14 protein-coding genes are annotated in these 23,350 nt (G+C 66.6%); 6 read left to right on the top strand and 8 right to left on the bottom strand.

The genetic code is table 11. The features are described from left to right. Nucleotides 1–160: 160 nt before the first annotated feature. Nucleotides 161–1,606: a carotenoid oxygenase family protein gene (locus MPARV_RS0108105; RefSeq protein WP_020377881.1), complete on the top strand. Its 1,446-nt coding sequence runs from the start codon at nt 161–163 to the stop codon at nt 1,604–1,606. Nucleotides 1,607–1,628: 22 nt separating this feature from the next. Here the strand turns inward: MPARV_RS0108105 and MPARV_RS0108110 are convergent, their stop codons facing one another. From MPARV_RS0108110 to MPARV_RS0108120, 3 genes are read right to left on the bottom strand one after another with little or no spacing between them, the layout of a single operon-like run. After that, nucleotides 1,629–2,789, bottom strand: a complete 1,161-nt coding sequence (locus tag MPARV_RS0108110) for an ABC transporter permease (RefSeq protein ID WP_020377882.1) — start codon at nt 2,787–2,789, stop codon at nt 1,629–1,631. Continuing rightward, nucleotides 2,786–3,940 (bottom strand): ABC transporter permease, encoded by a 1,155-nt coding sequence (locus MPARV_RS0108115; RefSeq protein WP_157789516.1) that lies wholly within the window; start codon nt 3,938–3,940, stop codon nt 2,786–2,788. Before MPARV_RS0108115 ends, MPARV_RS0108110 begins: the two co-directional genes overlap by 4 nt. Nucleotides 3,941–3,972: 32 nt before the next feature. Further along, nucleotides 3,973–4,914, bottom strand: coding sequence for an ABC transporter ATP-binding protein (locus tag MPARV_RS0108120; RefSeq protein ID WP_031277709.1), 942 nt, complete (start codon nt 4,912–4,914; stop codon nt 3,973–3,975). Nucleotides 4,915–5,067: 153 nt separating this feature from the next. Between MPARV_RS0108120 and MPARV_RS22470 the strand changes: the two genes are divergently transcribed. Continuing rightward, nucleotides 5,068–5,586 (top strand): YggT family protein, encoded by a 519-nt coding sequence (locus tag MPARV_RS22470; RefSeq protein WP_012223378.1) that lies wholly within the window; start codon nt 5,068–5,070, stop codon nt 5,584–5,586. 44 nt (nt 5,587–5,630) lie between these two features. Further along, nucleotides 5,631–6,437: a hypothetical protein gene (locus MPARV_RS24640; RefSeq protein ID WP_157789517.1), complete on the top strand. Its 807-nt coding sequence runs from the start codon at nt 5,631–5,633 to the stop codon at nt 6,435–6,437. 81 nt (nt 6,438–6,518) lie between these two features. Here the strand turns inward: MPARV_RS24640 and leuS are convergent, their stop codons facing one another. Beyond that, the gene (leuS, locus tag MPARV_RS0108135) at nt 6,519–9,419 is read right to left on the bottom strand and encodes a leucine--tRNA ligase (protein ID WP_020377884.1); all 2,901 of its coding nucleotides are present in this window, start codon (nt 9,417–9,419) and stop codon (nt 6,519–6,521) included. A 218-nt stretch (nt 9,420–9,637) separates the two neighbouring features. On the opposite strand from leuS, the gene MPARV_RS0108140 reads away from it, so the two are divergent. Further along, nucleotides 9,638–10,468 (top strand): DsbA family protein, encoded by an 831-nt coding sequence (locus MPARV_RS0108140; RefSeq protein ID WP_012223381.1) that lies wholly within the window; start codon nt 9,638–9,640, stop codon nt 10,466–10,468. 30 nt (nt 10,469–10,498) lie between these two features. Then, nucleotides 10,499–11,419, top strand: coding sequence for a cytochrome c biogenesis CcdA family protein (locus tag MPARV_RS0108145; RefSeq protein WP_012223382.1), 921 nt, complete (start codon nt 10,499–10,501; stop codon nt 11,417–11,419). Nucleotides 11,420–11,590: 171 nt separating this feature from the next. Here the strand turns inward: MPARV_RS0108145 and MPARV_RS0108150 are convergent, their stop codons facing one another. The 4 genes from MPARV_RS0108150 to MPARV_RS0108165 all read right to left on the bottom strand — a co-directional run bounded on the left by MPARV_RS0108150 (nt 11,591) and on the right by MPARV_RS0108165 (nt 19,607). Further along, a complete protein-coding gene (locus MPARV_RS0108150; RefSeq protein ID WP_020377885.1) occupies nt 11,591–12,958 on the bottom strand; it encodes a TrpB-like pyridoxal phosphate-dependent enzyme in 1,368 nt (455 codons plus the stop codon). A gap of 22 nt (nt 12,959–12,980) precedes the next feature. Next, nucleotides 12,981–14,000: a class I SAM-dependent methyltransferase gene (locus MPARV_RS0108155; RefSeq protein ID WP_020377886.1), complete on the bottom strand. Its 1,020-nt coding sequence runs from the start codon at nt 13,998–14,000 to the stop codon at nt 12,981–12,983. Between the two features lie 115 nt (nt 14,001–14,115). Continuing rightward, nucleotides 14,116–19,047, bottom strand: coding sequence for an NACHT and WD40 repeat domain-containing protein (locus tag MPARV_RS22475; RefSeq protein WP_020377887.1), 4,932 nt, complete (start codon nt 19,045–19,047; stop codon nt 14,116–14,118). Next, entirely contained in the window at nt 19,044–19,607 is a 564-nt protein-coding gene (locus MPARV_RS0108165) for a TIR domain-containing protein (RefSeq protein WP_012223386.1), read from the bottom strand. The genes MPARV_RS22475 and MPARV_RS0108165 overlap by 4 nt, the downstream gene beginning before the upstream one ends. A gap of 164 nt (nt 19,608–19,771) precedes the next feature. On the opposite strand from MPARV_RS0108165, the gene MPARV_RS22480 reads away from it, so the two are divergent. Then, nucleotides 19,772–23,350, top strand: a 3,579-nt coding sequence (locus tag MPARV_RS22480) for a WD40 repeat domain-containing protein (protein ID WP_172636564.1), incomplete at its 3' end; no start/stop codon positions are given.

Genomic DNA, 23,350 nt, shown 5'->3' on the forward strand with positions numbered 1-23,350 from the left:
GGGGGGAGGACGCTTCCTGGTCGGTGACGCTTTGGCAAGCTACGACAGGGGCGACGGCTCAACCAACCTCATCGAATCACTGTTCTTGGCGGGAGGATTTGGTGAGATTGGTTGAACTCTCTTCCGAGCGTGGGCACACGAATACCCATAATCTGCTCCAATGGCACCAGCAACTGCACCATCGGTCGCGAACCTCGCCTCGACGGTCACCAACGCCGCCGACCAACCAGACCTTCGCGGCAACCTCATGCCGGTCCGCTCCGAAATCGACATCGACGGTTGCCACGTGGATGGGACCATCCCAACAGGCTTGCGGGGCAGCTTCATCCGCAACGGGCCCAACCCGGCATTCGAACCGCTGGGCAGCTATCACATGTTCGACGGGGACGGCATGCTGCACGGGATCACCTTCGGCGACGACGGTGTGTCCTACCGCAACCGTTGGATCCGCTCGCGGGGTCTGGGTGCCGAGCTCGCTCACGGCGCCGCCGTCTACCACGGCCTGGCCGAGGTGATGAGCTTCCCCGACCCGAAACTCACCGGCGACGCGGGACCGTTGAAGAACCCGGCCAACACCCACATCATCGAACACGCCGGAAGGCGACTGGCGCTTTGGGAGGGCGGGCCACCCACCGAGGTCGACACCAACCTCGACACCCTGGGCGAATACGACTTCGGCGGCAGGCTGGTCGGGGCGATGACCGCCCATCCCCGCATCGACCCCCGAACCGGCGAGATGTGCTTCTTTTCATACTCGTTGTTCGAACCCTACCTGCGCTACCACGTGGCCGACTCGACCGGAGCGCTGGTGCACAGCGTCGATCTCGACCTACCCGCGCCCGTCATGATGCACGACTTCATCATCACCGAGGAACACGCTGTGTTTCTCGATTCGCCCATCGTGTTCGACCTCGAGAACCTGGGCACCGGGCCCATGGTCAACTGGAAGCCCGAGAACGGCACCCGCATCGGCGTCATGCCTCGCCGGGGCACCAATGCCGACCTGCGTTGGTTCGAGATCGAGCCCGGCCACGTCCAGCACTTCTGGAACGGCTGGGCCACGGGCAACCGGATCGAGTTCTCGGGCTCTCGCCTGGCCGACCCGAACTTCGGAATCGATCCCACTTCGCCACTGGACGAGCAGGCCGCCGACAATCAGCCGGGTCGTCCGGCCAGGTACTGGGTCGACCTGGACTCGGGTTCCGCCGGTTGGGAACCGAGCGATGATCTGCCCGGTGACTTCTGTCGTATCAACGACGCGTACACCGGCGTACCAAACCGCTACGCCTATATGTCGGCGTTCGGCGGCAGCGTCGGTAACCAGGGCGACTTCGACACCATGGTGGCCTACGACCAATCAACCGGCGAGCGATCAATGTGGCACAGCGGCGCCGGGGGCCATGTGGGCGAATCGGTCTTCGCTCCCGACCCGGCCGGAACCGCCGAAAACGACGGCTGGCTGATCAACGCCGTGTACTACGAGGGTGGCGACCGCACCGACGTGTGTGTGCTGGACGCCCGAGATGTCGAAGCCGGGCCCATCGCCCGCGTGACCATGCCCCAACGAATCCCCTTTGGATTTCACGCCAATTGGTTTGGGGCCTGAGCGGGCCCCGACAACCCGGGAATCACATCGCCCTCGAGAGCGACCGCTGCAGCAGCCACGCGCCCAACGGCAACAGCAGCGCTGTCATGGCGACCAGCACGCCAAGCTGCGGGAGCACGTCGGCTACGCCCCCGCCGCGTCGCTGGATCTCGGCGTACGCCTCGTAGGCCCAGCGGTGCGGCGTAAGCGCCGAGACCACCGTCAGCGAGCTGGGGAACAGCTCGATGGGCAGCATCGAGCCCCCAAGCCCGGCCACCACCAACCCCAACCCAATGCCCAACCCACCGGCGGCGTTGGCATTGTCCATGAGCGACCCCAGCACCATGGCAGCCGCGGCGCTGACCCCGGCGAACGAAGCGACCACCAAGCCCGTGGCCAGGGGATCACCCCAGTTCACGCCGAACAGCACAGCGGTTCCCACCACCATGTACAAGCCCTGGGTCAAGGAGATCACAAACCGACCCAGCACCTCACCGCCAATCACCTGGCCTGCGGTCACCGGGGCCGACAGCTCGCGTCTGGTCACCCCCAGCTCACGCGACTGGATCAGCATCGCCGATCCGGTGAGCGCCGTGAGAAACATGAACAGTGACAGTTGCTGCGCTGCGCCGAGATCGAACTCTCCCAGCCCGGCAAACTCGTCGCCCAGATCCTGCCCCACCAGGGAGACCGTCAGGGACGGCCCAACACCGTCCACCTTGTCGAGCGAGCGCTTCGCCTCGCTTGGCCCGACCCCCGCGTCGGTCATCGCCCGCACCGCCGCCCGGTTGTTGGACAGGGTGGCGAGCACCGACTGCACCGTGGCAACACTCGCCTGACCGTTGGCCTGGCTGCCGGGGATCACGGTCAGCTGCACCGATTGGCCGGCGGCCCACCTGGCCTCGTGGGTTGGCGACACCAGCACGGCGACGTCGGCCCGGCCCCTGGCCACCACCTCGCGAGCAGTACCCGCACCGTCGAGGCGATCAACCGCCAGGTCCTGTCGCTTCAGCCCTGCGCTCACCTCCTGGGCCAACGGCCCGGAACCAACCAGCATCACCCGGCCGGCCGACCCCGAATCGCCGAACTGCAGGCCGATGGCCACCACCAGCAACATGGGTAGAACCAGCACGAAAAAGAAGTTGGACCGGTCACGAAAGAACCTCCTGAGCGAGGTGGTTCCGATGGCCAGCACCGCGCTCATGTGAACACCTCGTCATCACCAAGCAGCGCCGCAACCGCCAGCGAGACCGCGGCAAAGACAGCGAATACGGCCAACGGTCCACCCAGGTCGGCGACCCCTGCGCCGCCGTTGGTGAGACCCAAGCCTCGGATGAACGCAGCGGTAGGGGTCAAATCGGAAAGGCGAGCCAACAGCCCGCCACCGCTGATGGGGAAGAACGATCCGCCCAGCACACCCATCAGGATGCCGATCACCGAGGTGGCCGCTTGCGCCTGCTCGGTGGTGCGGGCCACCCGGGTGACCAACAGAACCAGGCTGGTCACAGCCATCACCGCAGCGACGATCATCACCGTCACCGGCACCATCCTGCCGAAACTGGCGCTGAAGAGCAGCGCACCGACCCCCAGCAACACGGCGGTGGAGACCACGCCGAGTATGAAGCTGACCAGCACTTTGGCCAGCAGGATCGAGCGAGGCGGAATGGGCATCGATGCCAGGCGCGGCAAGGTGCCCTGCTCCCGTTCCTGGATGTAGGTGATCACACCGAAGCCGATGGTGAAGAACATGAACAGGGCGGCCTGCCCCGCCACCAGGTAGCCGCCAGTGCTCAGTTGCTCATTGGACGGCCGTCCCGCCTCGGCCGTGAGCGTCGGAGGCGACGTGGCCACCGCCTCTGCGATCTTGGAGACGTCCGCCCCTCGAATGCCGAGACCTCCCGCCGCTGTGGCCGCCTGCGATCCGGTGGCCACCCGCTCGACGTAACCCGACACGATTGATCCAGCCACCCGAGGTTCCAAACCGCCGTCGCCGGGTTCGATCAGCTCCACCTTGGGTGACCCGCCCTGCCGGACCGCGGCGTCAAACCCGGCCGGGAACACCACGCCCACCGTCACCGAGCCCGACTCGACATCGGCGGCGAGGTCATCGGCCGACGACAGCGCCACCAGAGTGGCGGTCACCTTCAGACCGTCCACGGCCGACAGCGCCTGGATCAGCCCCTGCGCAACCCGGTCGTCGGGTTCGGCGGCCACCCGAACAGTGATCGGTTTCAGCGACTCCGAAGAGCCCAGCCCGGAGAACAACAGGTTGAACACGATCATGATGGCGATGGGCACCACCAGGGCGAAGATCAATACCGATCGGTCACGAATCCGCTGGCGCAGGTCACTCACCGCCATGATCCAAATGGCCGACAGGTCCACGTTCAGTCCCTCAAGGCACGGCCGGTGAGGTTCAGAAACACCGACTCCAGATCGGGACGCGCCACCTCCACATCGGTGACCGACATGCCCGCCTCAGCAGCCGCCCCGACGATACCGGCGAGCGCCACCGGTGCGTCCTCCACGGTCAGGTCGATGTTGCGGCGATCACCGGTGACCGATTTCACCGCCCCAAGACGACGAAGCGCAGTCGTAGCCGCCTCAAGGTTGCCGGTGCCTTCAAGGTGCACCCGATCGGTCTCGCCGGTGAGCACCAACAGTTCGTCGCGGGTGCCCTCGGCCTGCATCACACCGTGGTCCAAGATGCCGACGCGGTCGCACAGCCGCTCGGCCTCCTCCATGTAGTGGGTGGTGTACAACACGGCCATCCCCGAAACGGCCAACGCTTCAACCGATTTCAGGATCGAATTGCGTGACTGAGGATCCACGCCCACCGTCGGCTCATCGAGGATCAGGAGTTCGGGTTGGTGCAGCAGGCCAATGCCGATGTTGAGGCGCCGCTTCATTCCACCCGAGTACTCCTTGGTGAGATCGCCGCCGCGATCCTCCAACCCGATCACGGTCAGCACCTCGTCGATGCGACGTTTCAATTGATCGCCGCCCAACTTCTGCAACCGGCCGAAGAACCGCAGGTTCTCTCGGCCGGTCAGGTCGGGGTAGATGGCCAGTTCCTGAGGAACCAGGCCGATGTGTGCCTTTGCCGACACCACTCCCGGCCCGATCGCCTTGCCCAGGATTCGGGTCTCGCCCGCGTCGGGCCCCAACAGTCCGGCAACCATGGAAATGATGGTGGTCTTGCCGGCGCCGTTGGGGCCAAGCAGACCGTAGGTTTCGCCCGGCTCGATACGAAACGACACGTCGTCGACGGCGGTGAGGTCTCCGAAGCGACGGACCAAACCATTCGCCACCAACACGGGATCGGTCATTTCGAGCCACCTTTGCTGGTTTCCATGGGTGTGCTGCGTTCGAAAGAGTCCGGCTCCAAGCCGGATGTTCGTGTCTAGCACCCTGTCTCGCACGGCGGGCGAAAGAACGGTCACGGTCACGGTCACACCGGGAATCGGCAGTACCATGCTGCGGTGAATCAGAACCAAACTCCTCAAACGGTCGAACCTGGCAAGAGCCACGACTCCTTGCTTCGGATCCCGGCCCTCGTGGTGCGAGTGCTCGGTTACATGATCTACGCCTACCTGGTGGTGGTGGAGGTGGTGCTGGCGCTTGCGTTCACCCTTCAACTCCTCGGCGCGAATCCAACCAGCGAGTTCGTCAGGTGGATCTATCGCAGCTCCGATCGGGCGATGAACCCATTCCGGGGCATCTTCGAACCGATCCAGCTGGGAACATCCAGGCAGGCGGTGCCCGCTGTGTTCGACACGTCGTTTCTCTTCGCCATGGTGATCTACGGCATCGTCTGCATTGCGGTGCACATGGGCGTCACCTGGTTGGGTGATCGAATCCATCGCATGGACCGTGACCGCTCCCGTCAGGCCCGCCTCGATGCCTACGCAGATTCGGCCGACACCTACCCGGTACAGCGCCCCGACCTGATGGGTGGCGCAACCCCCACATCAGACCCCTCACCAACCGAGGTTCTGTGAACGCCGACGGCCAAGCCGGCCGACCCCCCATCGGACTTGTAGCCGTGACCATCTCCGTTGCCATCGCCTGCGTGGCGCTGCTCGCTTCGTGCGGTGACGACGGTGCGCTCGCAGGCACCGGCCCGATCTCCTCATTGGCGGACGATGCCGGCGTCACCACCCCAGACATCACGCTGCCCGACGTCAGCACCCCCGACATCACGCTGCCCGACGTCAGCACCCCCGACATCACGCTGCCCGACGTCAGCACCCCCGACATCACCGCCCCCGACGGCGGCGCCACCACCAACACGCAGGCTCCGACGTCAACCGCTCCACCGACGTCAACCGCTCCGGCCGTCGACACGTCCGATGAGGACAGCGGCCTCGGGCCGTTCGGCCTGGTCACGTTGGTGTTGCTGGCCGGACTCGTCGGAGGGCTCATCGTGTGGTCGACCCGCAGCCGGGATCATGCATCCGCCCAGCCATCGGCGACGACCTCCCAGAGCCTCGACAGATTGTTGGACGATGCCCGATGGGCACACCAGCAGGCGAGCGAGGCCGCCCGGGCCACCGACGTCGGCCGGGTCGCCGCTGCCTGGCCGGTTGCGCGGGAGCACTTCGCCGACATCGAACGCTCTGCGGCGGGCATCGACATCCAGGATGAGCTCCTGACCAACGCCGTCGACGGTGTGGGCCGATCGGTGGCCCAACTACGGGGGGCGCTCGACACCTTTGTCGACGCTCTTGGCGCTCACGCCGGCGGCCACCTCGATGCGCTCGGTCCGGTTCGCAACGCCGTGATCGCCAGGTGCGACACCCTGGCCACCAGGATCCAGGCGCTCGTCAGCGCCCGCGCATCCCAAATCTGACTTCGACGACAACGCCCACAAAACCGAAGACGTCAGTTCAAGGCAACCATCGTCGCCAGGGCGGCGACCACCACCTGTCGATCAGACGACGACGTTCACCATTCGGCCGGGCACGACGATGACCTTGCGGGGCGCGGCGCCCTCGAGGTGGGCGGCCACATTGTCGACTACCAGGGCCGCAGCCGTCATGGTGGCCTGATCCGCATCGGCGGCCACCGTGATGTGGCCCCGCACCTTGCCATTGACCTGCACCGGCAGCTCGATGGTGTCCTCGACCAGCAGTGCCTCGTCGACGGTGGGGAACGGCGCCCACACCACTGAGGTGGCGTGGCCCAGCTTGGCCCACAGCTCCTCGCCAAGGTGCGGGGCGACGATGCCGAGCAGCTGCACCATCGGCTCTGCCACCTCGCGGGCCACTGGGGCGGCCGCCTTGGTCAGATGATTGTTCAGCTCGATCAGCTTGGCGATGGCGGTGTTGGCGTGGAGCGCGTCGAGGTCTTCTCCCACCCCGGCCACGGTGCGGGCCAGCAGACGACGGGTCTCGTCATCAGCCGATTCATCGGTCACCGTCAGCTTGCCCGAGTCCTCATCGACCAGATTTCGCCAGAGGCGCTGAAGGAACCGCTGCATGCCCACCACATCGCGGGTGCTCCACGGGCGCGACGACTCCAGCGGCCCGCCGGAGAGTTCATAGAGGCGGAAGGTGTCGGCCCCGTAGGCGTCGTACATCTCATCGGGCGTCACCATGTTCTTCAGGCTCTTGCCCATCTTGCCGTACTCACGGTTGACCGGTTGGCCCTCGAAGAAGAAGCCGTCGTCGGTCTCGGTGACCTCCGAGGCCTCCACGTACTGGCCCCGGGCGTCGGTGAACGCATACGCCTGGATGTAACCCTGGTTCACCAGTCGGTGGAACGGCTCCGGTCCACTGACGTGGCCCAGATCGAACAACACCTTGTGCCAGAAGCGGGCGTACAGCAGGTGCAACACGGCGTGCTCGACACCGCCGACGTACAGGTCGACACCGCCCACCGTGGACGGCTCGCCTTCCCCGCCGGGACGCGGGCCCATCCAATAGGCCTCAACGTCGGGGTCGACAAAAGTCGCGGTGTTGGTCGGGTCGAGGTAACGCAGCTCGTACCAGCACGATCCGGCCCACTGGGGCATGACGTTGAGCTCGCGGCGGTAGGTCTGCGGGCCGTCGCCCAGGTCGACGTCGACGTTCACCCACTCCTCAACCCGGCCCAGCGGCGGTACCGGGTTGGAGTCGGCATCGTTGGGATCGTGCGCCTGCGGCGAGTAGTCGTCCACCTCCGGCAGCTGCACCGGCAGCTCCGAGTCGGGCAGCGATCGGGGACCATGCTCGTCCCACACGATGGGGAATGGCTCGCCCCAATACCGTTGGCGGCTAAACAGCCAATCTCGAAGCCGATAGGTGATGGCGGCCTCGCCACGGCCAACCGACTCCAACCAGCCGTTGATCAGCGCGACCGCCTCAGCGATCGTGTGCTCGCCGTTCAGGTCGATCCCGCCGTTCAGGTCAGCAGAGCCGACGTACTCGCCTTCCCCAACGAATGCCTCGGGCCAGGTGCTCGTATCCAGGCTGGGTTCGATATCGCGAACCTCGAACCACGCTGCGGGCGGCTGCTGGATCGCGGTGATCTGAAGGCCATAATCCCGAGCGAACTCGAAGTCACGTTCGTCACCCGCCGGCACCGCCATGATGGCGCCGGTGCCGTAGCCCATCAGCACATAGTCGGCGACGAAAATGGGAACCTGTTCGCCGTTGACCGGGTTGGTGGCAAACGCCCCGATGGCGACGCCGGACTTCTGGCGGTCTTCCTGGCGCTCACGGTCGGTCTTGGCCGATGCGGAGGCTTGATAGGCCTCGACGGCCTCATGGGGCGACGGCGCCGCGGCGCCATCGGCGGTTGCCTGCGTCCACCGCTCGGGCGTGCCGTCAGGCCAAGCGTCGCCGACCAGCGCGTCCACCATTGGGTGTTCGGGCGCCAGCACCACGAACGTGGCGCCGAACAGCGTGTCGGGCCGGGTGGTGAACACCTCGACGTCGCCCGCCTCGGTGGCGAAGCACACGTTGGCGCCGGTGGACCGACCGATCCAGTTGCGCTGCATCACCTTGATCGGCTCGGGCCAGTCCAGCAGGTCGAGGTCGGCCAGCAGCCGGTCGGAGTACGAAGTAATCCGCATCACCCATTGGCGCATGTTGCGGCGGAACACCGGATAGTTGCCGATGTCGGATCGACCCTCGGCGGTGACCTCCTCGTTGGCCAGCACGGTGCCCAACCCGGGGCACCAGTTCACCGGCATCTCGGCGGAGTACACCAGGCGATGATCGTCGATGATCGCCCGCCGCTCGCCCTCGGCCAGTTCGTTCCATGCCCGACCGTCGGGAGTAGGCCGCTCGCCCGACTCGAATGCGGCCAGCAGTTCGGCAATCGGACGGGCCACATCGGCCTCAGTGTCGAACCACGACTCGAAGATCTGGGTGAAGACCCACTGGGTCCAGCGGTAGAACTCAACGTCGGTGGTGGCCACCGAACGCCGCGCGTCGTGGCCCAGGCCGATGCGTCGCAACTGGCGGCGCATGGTGGCGATGTTGTCCTCGGTTGTCGTGCGGGGATGTGCGCCCGTGCGCACGGCGAACTGCTCGGCGGGCAGACCGAACGCGTCGTAACCCATGGCGTGCAGCACATTGTCGCCCCGGGTGCGGCGGTAACGGGCGTACACGTCGGTGGAGATGTAGCCAAACGGATGGCCCACGTGCAGACCCGCGCCCGAGGGGTAGGGAAACATATCGAGCACATAGCGGCGCGGCCGATCGGCCACCGCTTCGGGATCGGCCAGCGGCCCCGCAGGGTTTGGTGCCTCGTAGGTGCCGTCGGCCTCCCAGCGGTCCTGCCAGCGAAGCTCGATCTCGGCGGCCAACTCGGGGGTGTATCGATACGGGGGGAGCGTGTCTGCCACGCGGCGAGGTTAGGCGAATGGCCGCGAACCAACGAAGCGCTTGCGACTCCGTCGGGTTCATCGCCACCCGGGGCGACGCGGGAGGCCGCGACTTGACGGCCCCCAGAGGTGAGCTGCAAGAAGACGACGCCTCCTGAACCCTCCGCCACCAGGTGGCCGCTGAGGTACTGCCACCGCCGCGATGTGGGAGAACGAAGCCCGATCGTTACCCTCCGGGGATGAAGCTCCCCCGCCTCCTGATACCCGTCGTGGTGTTTGTGGCCGCCGGCGTCGCCGTTGCGGTGACCGTCCTCAGTGGCGACGACCCGGCCCTGGTGGACACCTCGGGTATCACCGCCGAGTCGGCCGACAACGGCGAACCGCTGGGCCCCAGCCCCGAAGTGGGTGAACCGACGACGACACCGCCACCGGTGGATGGGCCCAACCGGGAACGGATGGCGCCGCTGCGGGTCACCGACGAGGGTATGACGATCGGCGATGTCGACGCGCCGCTGGTGATGGTGACCTTCGAGTCGTTCGGGTGCGGATGGTGCGGCCACTTCCACACGTTGACCATGCCCAAGCTGATCCAGAACTGGGTGGACACCGGCAAGCTGCGCATCGAGTCCCGCATGCTGCCCTACGAGCAACGGGCAAACCCCGGGGCACTGGCCGGCACCGCTGCCGGCATGCAGAACAAGTACTGGGAACTGGCCGAGGTCATGTACCCCTACATCACCGGAGGCGCGGAGCCCCGCTTCGACGGCGCCAAGCCGAGCGCTGCTGAGATGTCCGCCTACCACCAACGCCAAAGCGAGCCCGCAATGTTGGCCAAGATCCAAGAGGTTGCCGACGACGTCGGCCTGGACTACGACCGGTTCATGACCGACTACCGATCCGCCGAAGCCGCGCAGCGGGTGGCCACCGACTCACGGATGGCCAATCAAATTGGGTTCACCGCCACCCCTGCCATGGTGGTCAACGGCGTGCCACAGGGAGGGTTCTCGAGTTACGAGCAGATGAACAAGTTTTTGGCAGAGGTGCAGGAGTCCAGCGAGTCGACGTCGTGATGAACCCAGCGCCATGAGCGGGACAGAGCGGTGAGTCCGGCCGGCGAGATCGGCTACGTCGCCGCGTTCCTGGGTGGACTGCTGGCTTTGCTCAGCCCGTGCGGAGCGTTGCTGTTGCCGGCCTTCTTTTCGTACGCGTTCGATCGCCGCAGCCAGTTGCTGGCTCGCACCGGCGTCTTCTACCTCGGGCTGTTGACCACACTGGTGCCCTTGGGGGTGTCGGCGTCGGCGGCCACGGTGTTCGTCCGGTCGCACCAGGAGACGGTAATGACCGTGGCGGGCATCGCAATCGTCGTGCTCGGCATCGTCACCGCCTTCGGCGGGGGGTTCGTGTTGTTCCGTCGTTCGGGCGAATCGGCGGTCACACAGACCAACCCGATGTCGATCTACACGCTGGGGTTGGCCTACGGCCTCACCGGGTTCTGCACCGGGCCGATCCTCGGATCGATCCTGGTGCTTGCCGCGGCGGGTGGGCAGCCGGTTCGGGGCGGACTGCTGCTGGCGATCTACGGGCTGGGCATGGTGGTGCCACTCGTCGTGCTGGCGCTGACCTGGGGCAGCATCGGGCAGCGGGTCAACCGTTGGCTTCGAGGTCGGACTGTCCGCCTGGGACGACTGACGTTCCACTCGACCTCACTGATCTCTGGCCTGGTCCTGGTGGCGGTCGGCGTTTTCATGGTCGTCAACGGGGGCAACCTGGTCGAGTCCAACACGCTGGCCCTGGCCGGGGCTCGCGCCGAGGAATGGGCCACCAACCTCGGCGGGCGCGTGCCGGACGGCCTGTTGGCGGTGATCGCGTTCATTGCCGCCGGGGCGTGGCTCTTCGTGGCCTGGCGACGCAGCGGGGCCTCTCCCGCAGAGGCCGGTCCGAACAGCCCGGATACGACCGACAGCTCCAGCTTCGATGATTCGGTCGACGCTTCACGGCAGGGCCCGTCAAGCAGACCGTAGGCATCGCCGACATCGCGCTTGCCATCATGCTTGCTTGACCCAAGTGAGCCGGCGCGGAGACAACGAGATCGTGGAGCGGGCGAAGCAGGCTGCATTCGACAGCACCTTGCGGGCCGCGGCGTCCACCGAGCGGTTTGGACTGGTACCAGCAACTCTCGGCCAGGACTCCGCTCAGTCGAGGACCGGCACGGCCTCCATGGCGGCGGCGATCGCCTCGTCGGGCAGGTCGTAATCCTTGAGTCCACCGGCCAGGTAGTTCTCGTACGACGCCAGGTCGAGGTGTCCGTGGCCGCACAGTGCGGTGAGGATCACGCGCTCCTCCCCCGCCTCCTTGGCGGCCTGGGCCTCGCGGATCGCAGCTGCGATGGCGTGGGTCGGCTCGGGTGCCGGCACGATGCCCTCGGCCCGGGCGAACTGAATCGCCCCGGCGAAGCATTCGGTCTGCGGAATCGAGATCGCCTCAACCAGGCCCTCGTTGTACACGTGGCTGACCAGCGGCGACATGCCGTGGTAGCGCAGGCCACCGGCGTGGATCGGCTCGGGGATGAACCCGTGGCCCAGCGTGTGCATCTTCAGCAGCGGGGTCATGCCGGCCGTGTCGCCGAAGTCGTAGCGGTACTCGCCCTTGGTCAGCGTGGGGCAGGCTGCCGGCTCGACGCAGCGGATCGTCGGGTTCATGTTACCGGCCAGCTTCTCGCGCAGGAACGGGAAGGCGAGGCCACCGAAGTTGGAGCCGCCGCCGGTGCAGCCGACCAGCACGTCGGGGGTGACACCCACCTTGGCCAGCTGCAGCAGCGCCTCCTCGCCGATCACCGTCTGGTGCAAGAGCACGTGGTTGAGCACCGAGCCGAGGGCGTAGCGGGTCTCGGGGTCGGCCACGGCCATGGCGACAGCCTCCGAGATGGCAATGCCCAGGCTGCCGGGGTGATCGGGGTTCTCGGCCAGCAGCCCGCGGCCAAACTCGGTCAGCTCGGACGGACTGGGGTGCACCGAGGCGCCCCAGATCTCCATCATGGTCTTGCGGTGTGGCTTGGCCCGGTACGAGGCCGCCACCTGCCACACCTCACACTCCATGCCGTACTGGGCGGTGGCGAAGGCCAGCGCCGAGCCCCACTGGCCGGCGCCGGTTTCGGTGGTCAGCTTGGTGACGCCCTCAGCGTTGTTATAGAAGGCCTGTGGGACCGAGGTGTTGGGCTTGTGCGACCCGGCCGGGCTGACGCCCTCGTACTTGTAGAAGATCTTGGCCGGGGTGTCGAGCAACGCCTCCAGGCGGTGGGCCCGGAACAACGGGCTGGGGCGCCACAGCTTGTAGACGTCGAGCACGCCGCCGGGGATGTCGATGTAGCGATCGGCGGTCATCTCCTGCTCGATGAGCGCCATCGGGAACAGCGGCGCCAGGTCGTCGGGACCTGCGGGCTCGTGCGTGCCCGGGTGCAGCGGCGGTGGCGGCGGCGTCGGCAGGTCGGCGATGACGTTGTACCACTGCGTGGGCTGCTCGTCTTCGCTGAGAAGGATCTTGGTGGGCATGTCGTCGGCCATGACCAAGACGGTACCCGACCGGTCACCCCGGCTTGCGGGCCACCGTCTTCCAGTTGAGGGTGAGCAGCTCCTCTGCTTCGGCCTGGATGTAGGAATCGGCCTTGGCGTTCATCCGGTGGATCATGGCGTTGACCTTCGTGGGAATGATCCGAACTTTGGCCAGCGCCGCCACCGCCGCCTCGTACCTGCCGTACAGCGAGACCTCGCGCTTGATCATCTCGACGGCGCTCCTGCCCTCGGAGTCCAGCAGCTCGAAGCCGGTCGCCTTGTAGGCGTCCTCCCAGTACTTGTAGTACCAGAACCCGCCAAACACGGTGAGCTCACGGGTGTCCTGGATCAACCCCCGTTGGTGCGCGTTGTCCCGGTCGTAAGCGTCGAGCGCGGCCACGTCGTTCACCACGAACCGTCCACCCGGCTTCAGCACCCGCAGCACCTCACGGCAGGTCGCCTCCAGGTTGGTCACGTACGTCATCGGCTGGATGGCGTAGACCGCATCGAAGGTCTCGTCCGGGAAGTTGAGCGGCACGTTGAAGTCGCCGACGTTGAAGTTGGCGCCGTTCAGGTTGGGGTTGCGCCAGGCCTTGGCGATCTGTGAGCGATCGATGTTGATGCCGAACAGCTCGGCTCCGGTGAGCTCGGCCATGTGCTCGGCGATCGCACCGCAGCCACAACCCAGGTCCAGGACCTTGGCACCGGGTTTCACGTCGAGATCGTCGGCCACGATCCGCTCGAACAGGATCTGGTTGTCGAGCACCGACGTGGTCGGGTCGACGGTGGGCGGCATGTACATCTTCTCGACCGAGCCCAGCGTGCACATGATGTGGATCACCTTGTACAACTGGCTGATCTCGTCGCTGCTGCCCTGGTCGTACCCCTTCATGGGGATGCCGAGTTCGTAGTCGGCCTTGGTGTTCTCCGGTGAGTCGGTGAACAGCTCGGTGTAGGTGCCCATGTAGGCGTGATAGTCGGCGTCGGACAGCCGCCACAGGTCGCCGAACGCCTTGAGGCGATCCAACACCGTCGTCGGCTTGTGCTGTGTCACAGGGCCCCCTCCTTTTGTCCACCACGCACCCCCAGTGCGTCCCATCAACGTAGCCGCTCCGGTGGCGACCTGTTCGGGTGGGATGGCAAGGGCCCCGGTAGCTCGCTGCGTCGCTTCAGCCCTGCAACAAACTGACGAGCTCCGGCGCCACGTTCTCCACGGGGTATCCACGGAGACCTCGATCGTTGGCGGCCACCCAGACCAGCGCCGGCCAGGTGTTCTGGGTGCAACTCAGCAGGTTGCCGTCGCCATCGAAGCCGGCCGACTGGGTCACACCGTCTCGGTCGGGCGGAAGGAGCACCATCCGCCAGACTTCCTCGTTCGTCTGCGCGTCCCACGCCCGGATGGTCCCATCGTCGGACCCGGAAACCAGCCGGGTGCCGTCGGGTGACCACCCCACCGACCACACCGTGTTGGTGTGGCCTTCGAGGCGGCCGAGTTCGGTGCGCTCGTTCGGGTCCCAGATCCGGATGGTCCCATCGTTCGATCCGGAAACCAGCCTGGTGCCGTCGGGTGACCACCCCACCGACAACACCTCGCCGGTGTGGCCTTCGAGACGACCGAGTTCGGTGCGCTCGTCGGGGTCCCAGATCCGGATGGTCCCATCGTTCGACCCGGAAACCAGCCTGGTGCCGTCGGGTGACCACCCCACCGACAACACCGTGCCGGTGTGGCCTTCGAGACGACCGAGTTCGGTGCGCTCGTCGGGGTCCCAGATCCGGATGGTCCCATCGTTCGATCCGGAAACCAGCCTGGTGCCGTCGGGTGACCACCCCACCGACCACACCGTGTTGGTGTGGCCTTCGAGGCGGCCGAGTTCGGTGCCATCCTCGGGGTCCCAGATCCGGATGGTCCCATCGTCGGACCCGGAAACCAGCCGGGTGCCATCGGGTGACCACCCCACCGACCGGACCCAGTCGGTGTGGCCTTCGAGACGGCCGAGTTCGCTGCGCTCGTCGGGGTCCCACACCCGGATCGTCCCATCGGCGGACCCGGAAACCAGCCGGGTGCCGTCCGGTGACCACCCCACCGACAACACCGTGTTGGTGTGGCCTTCGAGACGGCCGAGTTCGCTGCGCTCGTCGGGGTCCCAGATCCGGATGGTCCCATCGTTCGATCCGGAAACCAGCCTGGTGCCGTCGGGTGACCACCCCACCGACAACACCGTGCGGGTGTGGCCTTCGAGACGGCCGAGTTCGGTGCGCTCGTCGGGGTCCCAGATCCGGATGGTCCCATCGTCGGACCCGGAAACCAGCCGGGTGCCATCGGGTGACCACCCCACCGACCGGACCCAGTCGGTGTGGCCTTCGAGACGGCCGAGTTCGGTGCGCTCGTCGGGGTCCCAGATCAGGATGGTCCCATCGGCGGACCCGGAAACCAGCCTGGTCCCGTCCGGTGACCACCCCACCGACAACACCGTGCGGGTGTGGCCTTCGAGGCGACCGAGTTCGGTGCGCTCGTTGGGGTCCCAGATCCGGATGGTCCCATCGTTCGATCCGGAAACCAGCCTGGTGCCGTCGGGTGACCACCCCACCGACAACACCGTGCGGGTGTGGCCTTCGAGACGACCGAGTTCGGTGCGCTCGTTGGGGTCCCAGATCCGGATAGTCCCATCGTTCGACCCGGAAACCAGCCTGGTGCCATCGGGTGACCACCCCACCGACAACACCGTGCCGGTGTGGCCTTCGAGACGACCGAGTTCGGTGCGCTCGTTGGGGTCCCAGATCCGGATGGTCCCATCGTTCGATCCGGAAACCAGCCTGGTGCCATCGGGTGACCACCCCACCGACCACACCGTGTTGGTGTGGCCTTCGAGACGGCCGAGTTCGGTGCCATCCTCGGGGTCCCAGATCCGGATGGTCCCATCGTTCGATCCGGAAACCAGCCTGGTGCCATCGGGTGACCACCCCACCGACAACACCGTGTTGGTGTGGCCTTCGAGACGGCCGAGTTCGGTACGCTCGTCGGGGTCCCAGACCCGGATCGTCCCATCGGCGGACCCGGAAACCAGCCGGGTGCCGTCGGGTGACCACCCCACCGACAACACCCCTCGCATCGAAGGGCCAACTATCGCCCATCGACCCTCGGAGGTAGGCTCTGTATGGGGGACGGGGAGTTGCGTCGAGCCAACCAGGTTCGGCGGATCGTCGCATCGACGAAAGTTGGTCACAGTAGCCGCGGTGTCCCGCCAGGTGGCCCCCGTCAGCCGGCAGTCCCACAGCTCGGTCGATGCCACCTGCGCCTCGTCCCAGCTGGAATTGCTGAGATCGACGTGGCGGAAGAAGCAACGAATCAGCGAAGCCCCACGGAAGTCGGTGCGCTTGGCCGATATTGCGCGGCGCGGCGTTCCCAGCTGGAGACCCTCCACTCGACCGCCTCGCAGATCCCAACCGTCCAAGGTCAGCGTGTGGGCACTGTCCGGAAACCGCTCGACCCACTTGGCGAGCACCTCTACCACGAGTTCGCTCACTCCAGGCCGGTAGGACGATCCGACGTGACGCAGAAGGACATCGGTCTTCTTCGTGTCGGACTGCTCCAGGAGCTCGACCAGGAACCCGAGGGTCTCGTCGGAGAGGTTCGGCGTGCTCCACGGTCCAAGGTTGGGGTCTCCGCCATCGGTCATGTCGCTGACTGTTCGGGCCAATCGGCGGGCGACGAAATATTCCAAGAGGGACGTATGGGCGAACTCGAAGCGATCCGCCTCCTGACGCACGACCACGGTGGCGTTTCGCAGGTCCTCCGCCAGCACCTGTGGGTGCCGCTCCGCTTCGGGGAGCCGGGCCACCGCCCGAGCGAACCGCGAGTCGTCGTCGAGCCGACCCTCAAACCAGTCTTCGAGTTCGTCGGCGTCCATGGTGCGTTCAGAACGGGCCCACAGCTCGATCGCCAGCTCCTCCATCAGCCACGGCTTCAACCGCTCGGGAATCTTGTGCTTCTTCTTGTCGCGAAGGAGCCAGCTCTCGACCAAGCCGTCATAGAGATCGACCGCTCCCACAGAATGGCCGAGCAGCCGGAGCCGCTCGATGTCGGCGAGCTGAGCGGTGAGCATTCGAAGACTCACCGGCCGCTCCGCCAGTTCTCGCAGGTTGTGGATCTCACCCAATGATTGCCACGCCCGCTCCACCGTGGACGAGGTGGCTTCCACGATGTTGTTCTCAAAGAACCGCCGGATCTGCTCTTCTCCGAACGGGAGCAGTTGGATTGCCTCGTAATAGCGCTCACCCACCTGCTCGCGCCCACCCCCGAGAAGAAACGCCGACTGTTCGGCGAGCGACCGGAAGATGTGGGTTCGGCAACTCATGACCACCCGGCCGCAACGATCTCGCTGATCGGGGTCCAGCAACACCCGTGGGGGCAGGATGCGCCAGAGCTCGGCGATGAACCGTTGCCCACGCTCCTCGTCGAGGTGGTTGAGCACCTCGTCCAGCCCGTCGAAGAGGATCACCGCCCCGTGCTCTCGCACCAGCTCGACTATTTCTTCGGGCGTCGGCGGCCGAGTGCCGTCCGCTTCCCAGGCGCGCGAGACAACCTCCGCCAGAATCGTACGCAGGTCGGGATCGGCCCGCCCGGCCGGCCCGAGGCGCCGGAGATCCAGGTAGATGGGCACCCGGGCAGCGGCGCCCTGCCCGCGCTGTTCCAAGAGCCGGTGGGTGAGGAGCTGACAGGCGGTGGTCTTGCCCATGCCGTACTCGCCCAGCAGCATCAGGAACGGCCGGGCGCCGGAGTCCTCGCGCTGCGTCTCGGGCGATCCCGGATCGGGCTCCACGGAACTTGGGTTCTCGGCCCGGTCCCGACGGAGCCACTCCGCAGATACCAAGGGTCGCTGCAGCCATTCGTCCAGCATCGGCTGCACGTATCCGCCGTCAGTGGCTGCCCCCTCCTCGCCGCTGGCCTGCGGCGCCGATCGCTCCCCGAGGCGCTTCGGGCGCGCCATCTGAATCGCGACCCGCTCACCGGGGACGTGCCCGTCCGCCAATCCGATGTCCGGGTCGAGCGGGATCCCGGAGGCCAAGAGGCTGCCGACAGCAGTTCGATCCCCCGCACGAACTGCCTCGACGTCGTCGTCGGGACCCTCCGCCGGTTGAGCGCGATTGGGTCGGCCCAGATCGGCTGTCGCTTCGAAGGGCCGCTCACCCGGCGCCGGGCTGGGGTCGGCAGGGTCGTCCCGTGACGGATCCCGTAGCTCTCCGGCACTGAGGAGATGAACGACAGCGGCCCACACCTCTCGGACCAATTGAGCGCGACGTTCGGGACCGCGCCGTCGGACGAACGGGGTTCCCTCCGGCTTCACCACCGGAACCCCGAAGGTGTACTCCTCGGCTCGGTCCGAGAGGTCATCAAGCACCACGGGAAGCACGCTTCCGCTCGTCCACCAACCCCGATCAGCCTCAGCAATGGGGTACTCGCTGAGGTAGTCGGTGCTCAGGCCCACCACCACCACCTGTGCCGACTTGATGAGCGACGTGCGGGCCATCGTCTGACGTTCCGCCGCCGTCCGCGGCGGCCGGATAATGCGGCAGCGCAGATGGCGATCGACCCTGGCCAGCTTGTCCAGCTCCTCCAGAAGCTCCACGGCTCTCGCCTGTCCGGGAGCCAGGTCGACATACACCAGGTACTCGGGCTGTGAATCCTTGATCGACACCCCGCGAGCGCCGGCATCGATGGTCTCAGCCGGGACGGCTCCCTCCGAGTGTTTCGTGACGGCCTCCTTTGTGGTCTGCGCGCGGTCGAACGAGGGAGAGCTCACCCCCCACGCACGCGCGTGGCCCGCCCCGTCCAGCCACAGGGTGGTGTCACCCCCTGCCTTCTTCACCTGCTGCCCAAACTCACGCCGGAACTCCTTAAACGAGTCATCGGGATCGGGTGCACCCTCGAACACGGCCAACGCGGTGGCGGTGGGGAACCGGGGCCCGTCGTAGGCTTCGGCCTCCACTGCGTCGGCGAGCGCGGCGGCGCGGCGTTGGGTCTTGGCGCCGGTCAGCTGACCCACGGCCGCCCGCAATGCGGCAACGGCATCAGCACGATTCAGCCTGGTGATGTCGTTCATGACGTCCTCCGTTGAGTGAGCGCATCGCGAAGGCCTTCGATCAGCCCCATGGCGAATCGTCGCCTGTTTCGGGGTCCGAGCTCGGTGAACCAGTGGTGGTGTTGGTTGGGTCGCTCACGCCAGCGGTACACCTGCTCGTCGTCGAAGCCGTGCATTCGAGCTCTGCCGAAGTCGACCGGTGCCAGCCCGGCGACGATCACGATCTTGGTCGGGTCGTCCCTGATGGGTTCCCACTCGTGACGGCGGACGAACTCGCTGAGGAGCAGGTCGTTGCTGAGCAGGAAAATCCCAAAGTCGCAGCGTGCCACCGCAGCGGCGATCTGCTGTCGCCACTGGCCTTGGCCGATGGCGATCTGGTCATCCCACCACCCCGAGACCCTCGGGAAACAGGAGCCTGGGGGAGCAGCAACCTTGCTGGCAACGTCGATCTCGGTGAGGAGCTGCCAGGCGGCGGCCTGGTTGGCGTGGGCGTACGACACGAAGCCCTGATAGTCGGCGTCGGTGGCGTCGCCAAAGGCAGGCTGCCGTGAGGTCGTGGGTGTGTGACTGGGGCCGTGCATGCGGACAGTATGAGCGACGCTCGCGCGTCCGTCAACCCTTACCGGGCAATTACGGGCACCTGGTGGGGTACTGGTGGGGATAGTGGGAACTGCCCGAGGCGCTAGCCGAAGTTGGAGCGTTGGTTCCGGGAGGTTTCACGGATGCTCGGGTAGTGTCGGTACCCATGCCGACGGAAGCGCAGGCCGAGCGAACCATCTTCGCTTGCTATCGCGTGCACGACTTCCGCGATCAGATCGACCCAAACGAAGAGGAACGCAAGTTCCTCCAGGTGCTCGGGGAGAGGCTCGGCGATCTGCCCGGCTGGAGTCTCCGATGGGATGACCACCTGCAATCGGGCCAGAAATTCCACCCTCAAATACAGCAGTGGATCAAGGACGCCGGGGCGTTCATCGTGCTGGTGGGGCCTCAACATGGCGGATCCCCCTACATCCGCGACCACGAGTTCCCGGCGATCCTGAGGGAACACGAGGCCCGAGGGGTGCCGGTATTTTGGGTGCACCTCAGGACAACCGACCTTCAGGCCTTGGCACGGGCGTATCCGGAGCTGGGCGGCGACCTCGACCAAACGTTCGACGCGTTGGGGGACCTCAGCCAGTCGATGTTCCAGAACGATCTCGCCCCAGGGTCCCGGCCTGCGACGGCCGACACACGACGCATGGACGCCGTGCTCTCCCAATTGTGCACCGAACTCGCCGTCCGCAACCCCCCAACCGGCGAGCGCTCCCCCGGTGCGGACCCGACCGACGAAGAACCGGCGACGGCCCAACCGCTTGTGCACACCGGGGACAGCGGGTTTGAACTCTCGGCCGAGGATCGCCGCACGCTGGAGCAACGCGGACGGCCGGTGAACCACGACTGGGCCGACCTGGGCGACGGGCGGATGGATCGGTTGCGAGCGGCGGTGTTGTCTGAGGCGGCCGTCACCGGCGTCGTCGGCCCGCCGGTGGTGGTGGGCGAGGGAGGTTTGGGAAAGTCGATCGCGGCCGCCCAGTTGACCGAAGACCCCCGGATTCTGGGCTCGTTTCCCGACGGCGTCTATTGGACGACATTGGGGCGCGACCCAGCGGAGCACCCGTCCCGGTTCGAGCGTTTGCACGGCGACCTGGTGGCGGGCATTCGTCAGCGACGCAGCACCGCCGGACCGTTGCCCGACAAGCTGAACGATCTGCTCTCGGCCCCGTGTGAGCAACCGTCGGAGTATCTGGCCGTGATCCGGGACCTGTTGCGCGTCAGCACGGCCTTGGTGGTTCTTGATGACGTGTGGGACCCCGCCCGAGTGCGATCGCTGGTGCCACGCGAGGGAGCCGGGCGGGTGCTGGTCACCTCCCGGTCCGACACGGTGGTGACGGGCATCGGGGGCACACCGGTGACCATTGACCGGTTGGACGACGCGCTGGCCCGGCGGTTCCTCGCCCAACTGGCCGGACTCCCCCACCTGTCGGATGCCGAATCGGCCCCGGTGATTGCCGCAGCGGACGGGCGGCCCATTCGCCTGGCGGTCTACGCCGGGATGATCAAGCGCGACGTGTCGTGGAGCGAGGTCTCGGAGCGTATTGCCGATCATGACCGGGCGTGGGGCCCCGACGCCGATGCCGAGTATCGGGCTCACGAGGTGTCGGTCAGCCAACTGGAGTCAACGCAACCCGGGCTGGCGAAGCGGTTCTGGAAGTTGGCCATCTTTCCCGAAGACACCCCCGTGCCGGTCCACGTGGTCGCCGGGCTGTGGGGCGCCGACCTCGACGACGCACTTCAGTCGATTCGGGCGCTGCTGCGCGCCGGTTTGCTGTCTCGATCGGGGGCGGCCGAAGCGGCACCGCACCGGGACGGTGCGATCTCGAGCGCCGACAGCATCCAGCTTCACGACGTGACGCTCGACTTCCTCATTCGGAGGGGACCATACCCAGAGGACTGGCATTTCGACCTGGTGACGTGGGCCAGATCGCTGGTCTCGGAAGAACACGGAACCACCCGATGGTCCACCCTCGCGCCCGCCGAGCGGTACCTGTGGGGACACCTGTTCCATCACCTCAAGGGCGCCGGATTGTCGGACGAGATTCAAGAGACCGTGCTGGACCCCAACTGGATTGGCGGACGGGTTTCGGTAACGGTCGGTGAGGGCATGCTCGACGACCTCTCGATGGCCGAGCGCCTCGCGCTTCGAAACCCGGCGGCCGGCCGCCTGGTCGCAGAGGCAGCCGAGTGTTGGCGCCGAGACCAGCATCTCATTCTCCGGGCTACGAGTGAGGCTCCGGCTACGGCCAAGGCGGCCGCCCCACGCGACACCGCTGCGGCTGTGTGGAGCCGTCACTCCACCAGCGCCACGGACGCCGGACGCTGGGACACCCAGGTACGTCGGCTCGCAGGACATGACCCTCGCCGAAGCGGTACATCCCTCGACCTTCCTCTTGATGGAGTGAGCGCCGTCGCCTGGGCGCCCACGGGAGATCGTGTCGCGGTAACCGGGTTCGATTGCTGCATTCGCGTGTGGGATACCCGATCCAACACGGTGTTGGCGGCCTGGGAGGCGCACTCCGCCACGGTGTGGGGCCTCGCCTGGGATCCTGATGGCAGGCGACTTGCCTCGTCCTCGTTTGACCGCACCATCCGGGTGTGGGACCCCGAGGATGGCACCGAACTCGGTCGTCTCGAAGGCCACACCGGCGGGGTGTGGTCGGTGGGGTGGTCACCGGATGGCACCAGGCTGGTTTCCGGGTCGGCCGATGGGACCATCCGGGTCTGGGACCCCAACGAGCGTACCGAACTCGGTCGTCTCGAAGGCCACACCCGCACGGTGTTGTCGGTGGGGTGGTCACCGGACGGCACCAGGCTGGTTTCCGGGTTGGCCGATGGGACCATCCGGGTGTGGGACCCCGACGAGCGCACCGAACTCGGCCGTCTCGAAGGCCACACCGGCGGGGTGTTGTCGGTGGGGTGGTCACCCGATGGCACCAGGCTGGTTTCCGGGTCCGCCGATGGGACCATCCGGGTCTGGGACCCCGACGAGCGTACCGAACTCGGCCGTCTCGAAGGCCACACCGACCGGGTGTGGTCGGTGGGGTGGTCACCGGACGGCACCCGGCTGGTTTCCGGATCGAACGATGGGACCATCCGGGTCTGGGACCCCGACGAGCGTACCGAACTCGGCCGTCTCGAAGGCCACACCAACACGGTGTTGTCGGTGGGGTGGTCACCCGATGGCACCAGGCTGGTTTCCGGGTCCGACGATGGGACCATCCGGATCTGGGACCCCGAGGATGGCACCGAACTCGGCCGTCTCGAAGGCCACACCAACACGGTGTTGTCGGTGGGGTGGTCACCCGATGGCACCCGGCTGGTTTCCGGGTCCGACGATGGGACGATCCGGGTGTGGGACCCCGAGGATGGCACCGAACTCGGCCGTCTCGAAGGCCACACCCGCACGGTGTGGTCGGTGGGGTGGTCACAGGATGGCACCAGGCTGGTTTCCGGGTCGGCCGATGGGACGATCCGGGTCTGGGACCCCGACGATGGCACCGAACTCGGTCGTCTCGAAGGCCACACCGGCGGGGTGTGGTCGGTGGGGTGGTCACCCGATGGGACCCGGCTGGTTTCCGGGTCGAACGATGGGACCATCCGGGTCTGGGACCCCGACGAGCGCACTGAACTCGGTCGTCTTGAAGGCCACACCAACTCGGTGTTGTCGGTGGGGTGGTCACCGGACGGGACCAGGCTGGTTTCCGGGTCGAACGATGGGACCATCCGG

The organism is Candidatus Microthrix parvicella Bio17-1 (assembly GCF_000299415.1).
GTDB lineage: Bacteria > Actinomycetota > Acidimicrobiia > Acidimicrobiales > Microtrichaceae > Microthrix > Microthrix parvicella.

What these genes read in the sequence shown, in the direction of transcription:
- MPARV_RS0108150 (WP_020377885.1), bottom strand. Translation starts at nt 12,958, where the DNA reads ATGGCCGACGACATGCCCACCAAGATCCTTCTCAGCGAAGACGAGCAG.
- MPARV_RS0108140 (WP_012223381.1), top strand. Translation starts at nt 9,638, where the DNA reads ATGAAGCTCCCCCGCCTCCTGATACCCGTCGTGGTGTTTGTGGCCGCC.
- MPARV_RS0108110 (WP_020377882.1), bottom strand. Translation starts at nt 2,789, where the DNA reads ATGAGCGCGGTGCTGGCCATCGGAACCACCTCGCTCAGGAGGTTCTTT.
- MPARV_RS0108165 (WP_012223386.1), bottom strand. Translation starts at nt 19,607, where the DNA reads ATGCACGGCCCCAGTCACACACCCACGACCTCACGGCAGCCTGCCTTT.
- MPARV_RS22475 (WP_020377887.1), bottom strand. Translation starts at nt 19,047, where the DNA reads ATGAACGACATCACCAGGCTGAATCGTGCTGATGCCGTTGCCGCATTG.
- MPARV_RS0108105 (WP_020377881.1), top strand. Translation starts at nt 161, where the DNA reads ATGGCACCAGCAACTGCACCATCGGTCGCGAACCTCGCCTCGACGGTC.
- MPARV_RS0108120 (WP_031277709.1), bottom strand. Translation starts at nt 4,914, where the DNA reads ATGACCGATCCCGTGTTGGTGGCGAATGGTTTGGTCCGTCGCTTCGGA.